Origin of the sequence: Caenibacillus caldisaponilyticus (genome assembly GCF_002003465.1) — a bacterium.
Classification (GTDB): domain Bacteria; phylum Bacillota; class Bacilli; order Bacillales; family Sporolactobacillaceae; genus Caenibacillus; species Caenibacillus caldisaponilyticus.
In genome coordinates this window covers 26,529-39,029 of the sequence record NZ_BDDQ01000001.1, presented here as the reverse complement: position 1 = coordinate 39,029, position 12,501 = coordinate 26,529, and the positions used below count along the sequence as shown (strand labels likewise).

The following is a 12,501-nucleotide window of genomic DNA, read 5'->3' as shown; positions in this document are numbered from 1 at the left end:
GGGAATCGGTGTATCGCCTCGTAGGCGCCGTGTTGATCGAAATGGACGAAAAATGGATATCGGGACGCAAATACCTGGATATGTCCGACTATTGGCAGTGGCGGAAAACGAAAGAGTTAGGCGTTCAAACGATGAATCAGGAAGTTTCGGCGATCAAGAAAGTGGGATAATTTCTTCGACGTGTCAAGGAGAACGTGAAATACCTCGGAAGCGAGGAGTTGCCGCGAAAGCGCCTTGACACACCTGTACTTTGACAACAATGATCATTAGTCCGGGAAGGCGACCGGCAGGGAGACTTGCCGGACTTACCTGCCATACGTCAGGTCATCAGGTCCATCTTTCTATCAAAGGGAAATTTACACAATAAAATGGACTTGACCATTCCATTACTTGTCACGGTTTAGATAAGGATTGATCACATGAAACGAATCATCCTGTTAAAGACAAAAGATGATTTTGAAAAAATGGAGGACCTTCGTGTGATGAAAGCTCTCCTCCTTAAAAAAACCAGGTTATCTTGTTTTAAGATGGAGCGGTCCGTCATTCGTTCGAAAGGATTTTGACGTAGATTCCATTCACCATCTTATTGTAGGCCTGTTCTCCCATTCTTTTTATGTCTTCTGACAAGGCGGAGGCTCTGACCCACCGATTTTCGAAAGGAACGGAGGGATCGATCAGACGCACTTTATTTTTGAAATGGAAATCAAAGTTGCTTTGATCCTCTTTTACCCGCGCGTTTCGGCGGATTTGCCTTAAAAGACTTCGAATCTCGTCATCTTCTGATGAATCTAGGATGTTCATGACACTTTCGTCTGTGCCGAGCAAATCATTGAAATCGATGACGTTTTTTGCTAAAGCTGTTTTCAACGTTTTGGCTAAAGCATGGTAACCATACACATTTAGAGGGTTCATGAAAAAATCGATGACTTCTTTGTAATAGGTTTTAACGAACCATTCGGCCGCTTCGACGTCTTTGGGGTACATTCTGCCATTCATAACGGTTAAATGTTCCAAAAAACATTTGGCTTCTTCCAATGATATCCACCCATATTGAACCATATCGCGCAACGTATAATCGACACGATCCGCACACAATTCGGGCGCAGGCTGGTCAAGCAATGTCCATTTCGAAAGGTCAGATAATATCTCTTCATAATGGTACCCATATTTTTCAAGAATACCGGGAATTTCCGAATCGCCGACGACACGATGATAGATTTTTTCATGAAAATCTTCCGCTTTATTTTCAAACACAAAATCAATGACGTGCGAAAAGGCCGTGTGCGAAATATCATGAAGCAACCCCGCGATTTGCTCCTCCAACGAACCGCCGAGCTTCCGAATTAAAAGCATAACGCCGACGGAGTGTTCATAACGCGTGACATTCCATTTCTCATTGATTAAATAGCTCGCTCCTCCTTGATGGATTCCTTTTAACCTTTGCACGGGTTTGCTCATGATTAACTCTTCAAGAACCCCGCCAATCTGCCATTCATCGTAAAGAATATCTGTTACTCTCACATTTTCCACCTCTATCAAGCTATTAAAAAACACTTCCGGTTTCCTGCGCCCCTCTGATACACCCACTTATTTGCGGCATACCACATTCATTGCAATAGAACCCATGCGACCCTTGCCTTATGGTATGTTCGCAATCTATTAAGAAAAATCCTTCTTTAGAAAAAACGGACGCTTCCCTGTTCTTCACCTTCAAAAATTGGGGGAATTATTGTAAAGTTAAGAGAGAGAAAATGACCTTGGATAAAGGAGAGTTACGATGACCGATTTATTGGCAAAGCGCATGGATGATTATGCAAAATTGACGGTTCAAGTCGGCCTTAACTTGCAAAAAGGACAACGTTTGTTCATCAACGCACCGCTTGAAGCGGCGCCCTTTGTTCGCCGCGTCGTGGAACAGGCTTATGAAAACGGGGCGGAGCGAGTCAGCGTGAATTGGCATGATGACGAAACGCAACGCGTTCATTTGCAAAAAGCGCCCGAAGCCACGTTGAAAGAAGTGCCGGCTTGGGACATTGAGAGGTATCGGCAAATGGTCGACCACCACGATTGCCTGCTCAGCGTGACCGGCCATAACCCGCGCGCCTATGAAGGAATCAATCCGGAGCGGTTAATGCTCACGTCCAGAGCCAATGGCGAACAGCTTCACTTCTTTCAAGTCGCGCAATTAAAAGGCGATATTCATTGGGCCATTGTCGGTGTGCCGACTGCAGCCTGGGCCCAAACGGTGTTTCCCGATCTCTCAACCGAAGAAGCGATCGCGAAATTATGGGAGGCAATTTTTAAAACCGTTCGGGTCGACCAACCCGATCCTGTGCAAGCCTGGCGTGAGCACGAACGCAATTTAAAAGAAAAAACAGCTTTTCTGAACGAAAAGCGTTTTAAAACCTTGCATTATAAAAGCGCGGGGACGGATTTACATATCGACCTTCATCCTGACCACGTCTGGCTCGGCGGCAGCCACCAGTCGACGTTCGGCACCCGTTACATCCCGAACATGCCGACGGAAGAAGTGTTTACCGCGCCTCTTAAAACGGGCGTCAACGGAACCGTCAGGAGCACGAAGCCGTTGTCGCTCATGGGCAACATGGTGGAAGATTTTACATTGACCTTTGAAAACGGCAAGGTCGTCGACGTTCAGGCGAAAAAAGGCCTCGAAGCCTTGCAAAAGGCCTTGGACATGGATGAAGGCATGCGCTATCTCGGGGAAGTCGCCCTGGTGCCGCATGATTCGCCGATATCGAACCTCAACATCATTTTCAACAATACGCTCTATGACGAAAACGCGTCTTGCCACTTGGCGCTCGGCGCGGCGATCACCATGAACATTAAAGGCTCCGGAGGATTGTCGAAAGAAGAACTGGTAAAAAAAGGCGTCAACCAAAGCGTCGGCCACACCGATTTCATGATCGGTTCCGCCGATTTGGACATCGACGGGGAAACCGCGGACGGCGAACGCATCCCGCTGTTCCGCAACGGCAACTGGGCTTTTTAATGCATTCCCGATTCAATGGCAAGAGAAAAAGGGCCGTTTATGGTCCTTTTTCTCGTTATTCACGGGCATGACGCTCGTCCAACATTCCCATAAAACGAGGGCTCACGAATTTATTCTTCTTTTTTATCGCCATGCGTTTCTTTATCGAGAATCTCGATGATTCTATCTAATTTGTACATGAGTTTCTCTTTCGCTTCATTGCTCCGGCGAAAATAAACATAACCGTTATACAGAAACATAACGATCAATACAAATAAGAGAAGGTTAATCACACTTAATCCGCTGGCTATACCCATGATCTTTTCTCCTCTCAGTCGTTAATCAAAACAAGTTCATCGGCGGCAACAATCCTGCGCTATCGATTCGACATCCGCTTTTTAAATCCCTGCAAAGGGACCGGAAAATTACAAAAAATTCACTTATTTTGCGGCACGGAACTTATGCATTAGTGCCGGCCTATCAATGTCAAAGCAAGGCGAATGGTTCTTTTTCATGAATCGTCGGTCTCTTTATATCTGAAATTTTAGTTTTATTGAATTCCCTTTGGCTTTCGTTGAATTCCATTAGGTTTTCATTGAATTGTTCCTCATTTTCGTTGAATTCGCAGCCGTTTTTGTTGAATTTTTTCCGTCCGCAATTGAATCGCTGTCAACCCGCCTGAATTTCCGATGAAATAATACGCAAAAAATGTCTTTTAACATTAAGATGAACGCTTTTTTCCCCGTACTGTTCCAAAACAATCCCCATCTTAGTAAAGAAAAAGCAGATAGCGGGCTCCGAGAGCGCTCGAAACAAAAAAGCGGTGAGAGTGTTCTCAACGCTTTGGATACGGTTTAATCCAATAAATTGAAAATCACCACGAGCAAGAAAGCCGCAGCCATAAATCCGATAAAAAAATACCCTAAAAGTTTAATCCCCTTGGGAAAAGATTGGATATTAAAACTGCTCCTTTTTAGCGGTCCGCCTCCCGCAATTCTTTGTAAGTCTTCAATCGGAGAATAAAGCTCATCGTCATTGTGCCTTTGAAATTCTTCCGCTTTCTCCGTTTCGTGGATGTCTTTGATAACTCTCACCCCACTTAGGTTTTCGGCTAATTTTTCATACAAACCAGGATAAACCTGGGCAATTATTGTTTGACATATTCAACCTTACCAGAGATGCCTCCAACATTTATCGCATTTATTTGTCTTATGCTTCCGCCTCGCTATTTGTAGCTATATTGTTTTTTCCGTCTCCGTTATAAGCAAAGCGTTTCACTCATTTTAGTAATGCTAGATAGATGGAAAATGATAAAAACAGCAAACCAATCAGCAGGGAAACTATAAATCCAGCCGTGTTCTTTTTCCTAAACTTTAAACTGTATACAATAAGAATAATCCCTACAAGAATACTGAAAATCCCACTATCATCCCCCTATTCTTGTCAATAAATCTTTAATTGCTTTATTATTAGCGGAAAAACAGCTTAGGAAAAATCACTTTAGTGATTAGTGAGCTGGCAGCTCTCAGTAAGCAAATGTCTTGCTTAAGTCTTCTTCAATAAACAAAATTTTCCTATTTTTTCAACCTTTACCCTTGGATTCCCATTTTTGATGATTTTCCGTATGGGTCCGATGCTTTATCCGTAAAAATCCATTTCAATTATAATAATTATTTTTCAATTTATAATATTAATGAATAGGTCTTAATGGCTATTTTCAATTTTGGTAAAATATTCCTATTGATGGATGACGAAGCGCCCTGCTTAAAACAGCTTAGGAAAGATTCCTTTAGTGATTAGTGAGCAGGCAAGCGGCATTACAAAGCCTAATGGCGTTGAGCAGTCCCATAAGCCTTCTCTCCATCAATTAATACGAAATATGTTGGGGAGTGAAGTTTTTCGATTGATTCAAGAACCTTATGCGATGAATCATAGTGAAGGAGCCAATTGAAAAGAGGAACATGTGAAAGGGGCGGGACAGCGTTCTTGGACAGAAGCTGCACGGAGCGGCAGGCGATGATTAGAACTGCAGAATTGCATCCTATCAACTAAATGCACTTTTATACGACTTGACGGCACAGCGTCACATGTTGTTGTCGTCGACATGAGAGTGTCATACGCCAAAAAAGTATATTTCTCATAGGTCTTCACAATTACCTGCTCATTGCCCGGTAAAATGACCCTGCCGCTTCGTAATCCTCTGATTTTCCAAAACCGTGTCCCTCCAAAAACGAAATGTTTACTAACGTTGCTTCGTAAAAAATTGGCTTACGCACAAACGGCGGCCAAAATTTTCTGTATGTCGTAGATGCTCTCATCTTTTCTAAATTGCAAAGAAACCGCCGGTTCAAGAGCGCCCGATATCCACAGTTTCAACTCTGCATCTAAATCGAAATGCCCGGCCGTTTCCACGCTAAAGTGGGAAATGCTTTTATAAGGTATGGAATGGTACTCCGTTTTCTTCCCGGTCACGCCTTGTTTATTTACGAGGATTAAACGTTTATCCGTGAAAACAATTAAATCGCGGACGAGTTTAAAAGCGGCGTTGATGTCCTCATTCTCGTTCAAAACCTTTGCCAATTCTTTTTTTACGTCATTCTTATTGACATTCCATGCATTGCCAAGTATGCCGCTGAAAATGCCCATTCCTGTCCCTCCTCAAATTCGTCAATCTGTCACCATACCATTTTTCTAAAATGGCTCAACAACTCTCTAACCATCTTAAATCGGATGAATGGCCACTAACGTCAGTCCGGTCTGTGTTGAACGGCCTTTGCGATCCGGCTAAAAACGTCGTTATTCGCAGTGACGCTTTCCCTCCTCTGTCCGGGCCATGGACGACATAATAAAAATAAATCTTCGCTTAGCGCGAGACGAGCGAACCGCTGCCCGCCGATCTTAAAATTATTATACAAAAAATGATGTACCGCAATCGGCACATCGGTACACATTTTATTTGATCATGAGCCAAACCCAAGATGCGGACGTTGCATTCAATAAATTTCTTGATAGGCTGCTTCAGATCGCATATCGTCGAAAATAACCGCCGACCAGGAACAACGCCAGAAACAAAGCCACTGAAAACACGATGATCCCAAGATGGAGCCCCGACCACTTAAGCATGGCGACTACCAGAACCACGGCGGCCGCTCCAACGAGCGACAAAAGCACATTTTGCCGAAAAAAATCCATCCACGCTTGTACAAATGCGCCCACCGTTTCCCTCCTTTCTTATAAATCAATAATCATTCGGTACTCGTCCAGCAAACACCTTGCAGCCATCTCCTCATAGTGGCTGACGCGATGCCGCTTAAAATAAGAACACCTTATTCATTACGCCTACAAGTACGTTTTCTCGGCGCTTCTTTCCGGTTTGCTTCGTTTGGCAAAAAACACCGGAACATAGAAGAGCACCGCCACCGTATTGACGATGACCAAAATGCTCAGAAAATTGTTCATTGAGACGTGTGCGACGAGCAGGCCACTCAACACCACCCCGAGGTATAACGCCAGATCATAAAACGGCAGCGTGAGGCTGTGATAGTTGGCCAAGCTTGTGCGCTTGGTGAAGGCTCCGACCTCATCAGCCCCATGCATAGGGTGGGCCACGCTTTCCCTTCGGCCATCCGCATGGCGTCCCAAGGGATGCCTGTCACCTTGAGCCGTTGCCATGTGCATGAACCAAAATGAAAATACCCAGATTCTATTGTACACACATTTTTGATATGAGAAAGTTTTCTTTATTCATTGAATTAGAGAGCCACCAAGGCGGCTTTCACCCTTTGTTCGTTTCTAGGACGATCTGCATATCCGGTGAATCTTCCAGTTTTGAAAAATGCATGTAGACCGATGAAATAACGAAAACCCGCAGCTTGTCGCTACGGGCATGGAACAGAATAGCTCTGAATCTCACACCGTTTGATCGATCAGAGGGGTTTCCTCGGTAGAGACACGATATTGATCATAGCCGGAAAGGCGGTCGATAAATTGGTTCCACATTTCTCTCAAGAAGCGAATATTTCGGTCCACTCGTTTTTTCGTGAAGGCATCCCCATGGGAAGCCGCTTCTTGTTCTGCTTGATATGCTCTCATGACGTCCTCATATTTTTGGACAAATTCGCCGGCGTCCGTGCCGTTGAGCTCTGAGAATAAGGAAAGATAATGCGTTTGTTCTTTTTGTAAGGCGCTATGGCCGTCTTTTATCGCCTGAATTTGTTGCAAAGCCGATTCGGCGATATGCTTCATCGGTCCGGATTGGTCCTTGTACGTATCATAAATGGCTTGTTGAATTTTTAACATTTGATCATTGTATACCGCAAATTTGTCATTGATAAATTGATTGGTCGCCTGCATCATTTGATCTTTAAATTGTTCAGGAACGAGATGTTGGGCGACAAAATCCAGTTTTGCTTTCATCTGTGCCATGGCCATAGCAAATTGGTCACTCGTCGATCCGCCGGAAAAATAGTTTAGATCGATGGTGGTTGCCGCTCTTATCGCTTCATTGATCCGGTTCTTTTCTTCCTCTGTCAAGCCCGTCATATCCTCAACGGAAAAATAATCATAATAATAAACGGAGGCAACGGTTTTTTCGGCACGCTCGATTTTGATGCTTCCGGCCGGATAGCCTTTTTGGAATGATGATAGTGTCAATTTATCCAAGTTTGGTCCGCCGCCCTGCACCGGCTGGTTTACATGAAGATTATGGCTGTTGCCGTTTAACTTGTAGGCATGATTTGTATTTAATAGATAACAATTTAACGGATTCGAGTGGATCTCCATTCCCGTGCACCCCTAAACATTTTGTATTTATTATAAATATCGGCATTATTAATAAAATTTTAATGATCTTTCGTTTGATCAGAACGTTTCTGAGAATAACTTTTTAGAGCATGCGGCGGAAAAGTGTCCATTAATGAACGGCGCAACAATTAGGTCCGAATTCCTCGTTGAGAATTGTTTTAGCCAGCTGATGAACGGTCTTATTTTTTATAGCCAAAACGTTCTCTCTTAACATGCCGTTTTCATCAATACTATTCCCATCAGAATTTGTATGGCCCGGATTCATTTCAGCACGGTATGACATGATCGTCACAAACAGCATCAAACAGGCTGCCGCGCCGCCCATTGATCCGGGATGTTGTCCAAAAAATACCAAACGACTCTCTTAAGGTATTCGGGAGATTTTGAAAGGTGTTTGAACCGCACGCCCATTAAAATTTCTCGCATTTATCCGGGGCACTCTATTGATTGGTTAGCTCCCCCTCCCCCTACATTCATCGACTTTTTGAAATAAAAAGCAGCCATACAGGCCGCTTATCTGAATCCGTCTGGAATTTTAACGAAAGAAAAAAGCCCGCCGTTTAGAAGAAAATTGGCGAAGCTTTTCAAATATGCCCGCGCAAAATCTAAAGACCGTCAAACTGAAAACCTTTTCCGTCACTCCGATAAAAACGGTTTTGAAACTTGGCGCTGTCAACATTGGACACAGCCCATACGACGGGATGGCTCCCTTTCTCCCGTGTTGAATCAGCCGCCCCATCACAAGCGCCCGAACCGCGCCCGTTCAGCCGGCATTTGAGGGGAAACCCGCCTTTTATATGTCCCCTGTGACGGCCGCCTCCAACTCGCTGAGGCTTTGATATCGCTTGACCCGATCCACCTTGCTTTTACGAATGTGAAATTGTTTCACGGCGTATTCTTTCATCATATCCGGATCGAATTCGAGCGAAGACTGAAACGCGGCTTGCTTTCGCTGCTCTTCCGCTAAAGAGGTTAAGTATTCCACAATGCCGAAAGCGTGTTCCCAAAGTTCATCCATATAATCGTTAAAAATCTTATAATTGGCAGCGCTGCCGACGACCAGGCGTTGAATGGTGTAAATGCCAAATTGAATATGGCGGCCTTCATCCATGTTTAAGTAATCAATGCCTTGCAAAATTCCCGGAAAGAGACCCGCTTTTTTAAAAACTTGCCTAAAGGAATAATACCCCGATTCAGCGAGTACCCCTTCCACAATCATGTTGTAGACCGTTGCCGCGCGAATGACCGCTTCCGGGGAATCGTCGGTGTTCAAACGGTCCATCGCCGCTGGCAGCTCCTCATAAAAAATCCGTTTGTAGCTGTCGCTGTGAAAGACGGATAAGTCCATGTCGCCGACGCCGACGGCCTGCTGCCATCGGGAAAACAACTCCGTATGTTTCGCCTCGTCGTGGACGAACGTCGTCAAAAACATCGTGTCTTCCAGCCGCCCTTGGCGCGCCATCGCTTGAACCATCGGCAAAATGTCGAGGGTGACGGCTTCCTCCCCCGCGGAAAACGAAGAAATCAGCGGCAAAATCGCGATTCTTTCGTCGGGATGCAGATTGTTATAATCTTCGCGGTCTTGGCTGAAATCGATATCGGCCGGATTCCACTTTCCGTTCCTTTTCGCTTTTTCATAAAGTTTGTACATCGGATGATCCCAATGAATCTGCCCTTTCACGGTTTGAAAGCTTTCGTGAACCATTTTCGCACCCATCCCCCTCAAAAAATTTATTCACGAGAGCCGATGATCCGCCTCGAACCCGGTTCTTCCCCGATCTGTCCCCATTGCAAGCGGGTCCGAACACACCGCCAGCTCATCGAAAAAATCTGCCCGTTCCTTCATCCACCTTTGCCATGCGTTCCGTTGCTTATGCGCCTTATCATTAGTATAAGGCCTTCGGCTCCTCAAACCCATTCCGAACAATGTCGGGAAAATCTCCGTTGCCGGCGCGCCGGCCCTATTAATGTAGAAGTCGGTAGGTTGCAAACGTGGGTGAACGAGCCGGACCTGATGTCAAGCTGCCTTCCCTGTAGTGAGTGAGGGGATGGGCGGCCGCACCAATTTACACCAACCGATGGGCAAGATATGCGCAAAAAATCAGAATTCACAAGGATTTTAGCCGGAACATGTCGAATTAAGAAAGAGGCGTTTCATTAAAAACTTGCGTTGAAGCCAAAGTGCTATGGAAAGTTTTGGAGGGTGACAGATGACCAGTGAAGGGAAACAACAACGCTTCGAGATGCCCGTTAAGCGGAACATGGGATTAATTATTGGAAACAACGGATTAGGCGTCATTGCCGACGCCATTTTTGAGCTCGGTGTGTTGTGGTATGTCCTGGACCGCACGGAATCCGCCTTTATCACCTCCATCATCACGACCCTTTCAATGTGCATCCCAAATACAACGCTGGAAGGCTTCGGAAAAACCTTCTAACTCCATTTTGTCGGCACGGACAAGCGCGCATCCTACAGCGAAAATACGGTTTCTTCCGTCCCGCCCTTCCCAATACATTCTTCTCACCATCGTAAAGGTTCCCGTTAAAATATAAAGCTGTTGAACACTGACTTTGCGGGCATCGGAAAAGGCCGGGGCGCCTGCGGAGCGGGACAACCCGGGTTCCGGTAAACCATCATAAATTGATTTTCCTGCCGTTCGCCGCCTGATACGCCAAAGCGATGTCCAGTCCCCCATTTGAAAGGGGACAAAGACTCCGCCTCTTCAGATTCCGGCCATCCGGCGTTAGCTGCGTCTTTTTTTTCCATCGAGAGAAAGTTAACGAAGGCCGCCTCATCCCGCTTATGCCCCGAAGTGTTTAAACATATTTCTGTACCACGCGAAGAGCAGCGCGCAATTCTTCGATCGGGATTTGACCCGGTGCGGAACTCTTTTGGCCGACGGAGAAGGTGACCGCTGAACCGAACAGCCACCCGGTCAAGCGGGTGACGACCCCCAACCCGCCCATTGATATGGTGATAAGGGGAATGCGTAACCGATTCCGCCCTTCTTGGGTCACTTGAAACAAAGCGAGTACGTCATCCGGTGAGGTTGGCATCACGGCGACTTTGGCGATATCGGCCCCGTAAGATTCCGCTTTCAACATTTTTTGAACCAATTCCTCTTTCGGCGGCGTGGAGTGGAAGTTATGATAAGAGACAACCAAGCGGATACCGGTTTTCTTCGCTGCCTCGCTAAGCGGAACAAGGTCCTCTCCATAATAAAGCTCGCAATCGACCATATCGACGAATTGTTTTCGGCAAACCTCAATCAACAGCCGGATTTTTTCCGATTCCTCAATCGGTGCGGGATGCCCGCCTTCCTTTTCCGAGCGAACCGTAAAAAGGACGGGAATATTCCCTGCAATCCGCCGGATGGCCAGAGCCGCCTCTTCCACCCTTTGCGGATCGCCGATATCCTTAAAGTAGTCGGCGCGCCACTCGATGATGTCAGGAGCCTTTCGGCGGATTTCTTCCGTTTCCGACACAATTTGTTCCAGATTTTCCCCGACGACGGGCGCGCAAATGCACGGGCGCTCTCCGCCGATCCGCTTGTCCCGCACCGCTACCGTTTTTCGTGAAATATTCACCGCTATCCCCCCGCTATTCCCGATAACCCAATCTTTCCGAAACGGCCATGGCGCCGTCTTTGACTAACCGTTTGAATTTTTCCACCACTTCATGCGTAAAGCGGTTCGTCGGACCTGAAACGGACAAACAGGCCGTCACATCGCCGCCTATATTGAAGATCGGGGCGGCGACCGCGGCGGAACCGACTTCGCGTTCATCGATGCTTGACGCACACCGCTCCGATTTGATCTTTTCCAGCTCATCCCTTAATGAAGAGACCTTTTCTTCAGAAGGCATCCGCTTGAAAATTTTTTCTTGGAAAGCCGGCGATTGGTAGGCCAGAAGCACCTTCCCGCCCGCCCCGGCCGTAAGCGGCAATTTCTCCCCGATTCTGACCATGTGGCGGATCGATTGCAGCCCTTCGCATTGTTCGACACAAACCCTGGATTCATTCTCCAACATATACAAGTTGACGGTTTCGCGCGTCATGTCGCGCAGCTCTTCCATGACGGGCCGGGCAATTTCCCGGATTTTAATCGTTTTGCCCGCGATGTGCCCGAGGTAGTAGATTCCTTGCCCGAGCCGATACTTTAAAGTCACTGGATCTTTCACGACGAGGTTATTTTGTTCCAAGGTCGAAAGCAACCTCGTCGTCGTGGATTTCGCAAGGTCAATCTTCTTTGCGATCTCCGTCAAGGAAAGCTCCTGCTCATCCATGGTAAAACAATACAAAATATTGATAGCCCGCTGAACAGTGCGAATTCCTGAATCCATTTTTTTGTTTTCTTTTTCATTTGCCGCTTCGGCCATAACCTTTCACTCCGCCGCTTTGTTCCAAAATGTGAAAATTAATTTCTATGATCGGAATTATGCGAGACCATTTTACCTGCATTCGCCACGTTTCGCAATGCCTTTCTGATTTTCCCGTCTTTCCGAGGCGTTCGGCATTTGCTTCCAGGCGCCTCTCGCAGCAATACAGGCTTTCACAAATGCCTTTTTAAAAAAAGCAATATCCCCCGTTACCTAAATAATTTTATGTGGAAGGACGAAATTCCTTCCGTTAATCTTTTTACCACGCTAGGGACGGAAGAGCTTCACGGTGATTCAGAAAAAGTTTAAAAATTCACGTTCAAAACCT

Annotated in this window: 13 protein-coding genes and 1 pseudogene; 3 read left to right on the top strand and 11 right to left on the bottom strand. The window is 46.1% G+C overall.

Annotated features, from left to right (window positions below; all coding sequences use genetic code 11):
• Nucleotides 1-170, top strand: a pseudogene (locus CCB157_RS18425) (IS256 family transposase); the annotation flags it as partial.
• 370 nt (nucleotides 171-540) lie between these two features.
• On the opposite strand, the gene CCB157_RS00175 reads toward CCB157_RS18425, so the two are convergent.
• Entirely contained in the window at nucleotides 541-1,521 is a 981-nt protein-coding gene (locus tag CCB157_RS00175; protein ID WP_077613907.1) for an HD domain-containing protein, read from the bottom strand.
• A gap of 256 nt (nucleotides 1,522-1,777) precedes the next feature.
• Here CCB157_RS00175 and CCB157_RS00170 point away from each other — a divergent pair, with 256 nt between their 5' ends.
• Nucleotides 1,778-3,013 carry an aminopeptidase gene (locus tag CCB157_RS00170; RefSeq protein ID WP_077613906.1) on the top strand — a complete coding sequence of 412 codons (1,236 nt, stop codon included), beginning with the start codon at nucleotides 1,778-1,780 and terminating at the stop codon, nucleotides 3,011-3,013.
• A 110-nt stretch (nucleotides 3,014-3,123) separates the two neighbouring features.
• Here the strand turns inward: CCB157_RS00170 and CCB157_RS00165 are convergent, their stop codons facing one another.
• The 8 genes from CCB157_RS00165 to CCB157_RS00135 all read right to left on the bottom strand — a co-directional run bounded on the left by CCB157_RS00165 (nucleotide 3,124) and on the right by CCB157_RS00135 (nucleotide 9,512).
• Nucleotides 3,124-3,309 (bottom strand): hypothetical protein, encoded by a 186-nt coding sequence (locus tag CCB157_RS00165; RefSeq protein WP_077613905.1) that lies wholly within the window; start codon nucleotides 3,307-3,309, stop codon nucleotides 3,124-3,126.
• Nucleotides 3,310-3,846: 537 nt separating this feature from the next.
• Nucleotides 3,847-4,119 carry a hypothetical protein gene (locus CCB157_RS00160; protein WP_077613904.1) on the bottom strand — a complete coding sequence of 91 codons (273 nt, stop codon included), beginning with the start codon at nucleotides 4,117-4,119 and terminating at the stop codon, nucleotides 3,847-3,849.
• Nucleotides 4,120-5,260: 1,141 nt separating this feature from the next.
• Nucleotides 5,261-5,638, bottom strand: coding sequence for a PH domain-containing protein (locus CCB157_RS00155; RefSeq protein WP_077613903.1), 378 nt, complete (start codon nucleotides 5,636-5,638; stop codon nucleotides 5,261-5,263).
• A 372-nt stretch (nucleotides 5,639-6,010) separates the two neighbouring features.
• Nucleotides 6,011-6,208, bottom strand: coding sequence for a hypothetical protein (locus CCB157_RS00150; protein ID WP_077613902.1), 198 nt, complete (start codon nucleotides 6,206-6,208; stop codon nucleotides 6,011-6,013).
• A gap of 123 nt (nucleotides 6,209-6,331) precedes the next feature.
• Nucleotides 6,332-6,589 (bottom strand): hypothetical protein, encoded by a 258-nt coding sequence (locus tag CCB157_RS00145; RefSeq protein WP_077613901.1) that lies wholly within the window; start codon nucleotides 6,587-6,589, stop codon nucleotides 6,332-6,334.
• Nucleotides 6,590-6,901: 312 nt separating this feature from the next.
• On the bottom strand, nucleotides 6,902-7,654 hold the full coding sequence (locus CCB157_RS00140) for a hypothetical protein (RefSeq protein ID WP_143286855.1): 753 nt from the start codon (nucleotides 7,652-7,654) through the stop codon (nucleotides 6,902-6,904).
• A 250-nt stretch (nucleotides 7,655-7,904) separates the two neighbouring features.
• On the bottom strand, nucleotides 7,905-8,150 hold the full coding sequence (locus tag CCB157_RS17150) for a hypothetical protein (RefSeq protein WP_143286854.1): 246 nt from the start codon (nucleotides 8,148-8,150) through the stop codon (nucleotides 7,905-7,907).
• Between the two features lie 438 nt (nucleotides 8,151-8,588).
• Nucleotides 8,589-9,512, bottom strand: a complete 924-nt coding sequence (locus tag CCB157_RS00135; protein WP_439951297.1) for a R2-like ligand-binding oxidase — start codon at nucleotides 9,510-9,512, stop codon at nucleotides 8,589-8,591.
• A gap of 493 nt (nucleotides 9,513-10,005) precedes the next feature.
• On the opposite strand from CCB157_RS00135, the gene CCB157_RS00130 reads away from it, so the two are divergent.
• Entirely contained in the window at nucleotides 10,006-10,233 is a 228-nt protein-coding gene (locus CCB157_RS00130) for a hypothetical protein (RefSeq protein ID WP_077613898.1), read from the top strand.
• Nucleotides 10,234-10,612: 379 nt separating this feature from the next.
• Here CCB157_RS00130 and aroD read toward each other — a convergent pair whose 3' ends face one another.
• Both aroD and CCB157_RS00120 read right to left on the bottom strand, forming a co-directional pair.
• Nucleotides 10,613-11,383: a type I 3-dehydroquinate dehydratase gene (gene aroD, locus CCB157_RS00125; RefSeq protein ID WP_077613897.1), complete on the bottom strand. Its 771-nt coding sequence runs from the start codon at nucleotides 11,381-11,383 to the stop codon at nucleotides 10,613-10,615.
• A 13-nt stretch (nucleotides 11,384-11,396) separates the two neighbouring features.
• Nucleotides 11,397-12,173, bottom strand: coding sequence for an IclR family transcriptional regulator (locus tag CCB157_RS00120; RefSeq protein WP_077613896.1), 777 nt, complete (start codon nucleotides 12,171-12,173; stop codon nucleotides 11,397-11,399).
• Nucleotides 12,174-12,501 lie beyond the last annotated feature (328 nt).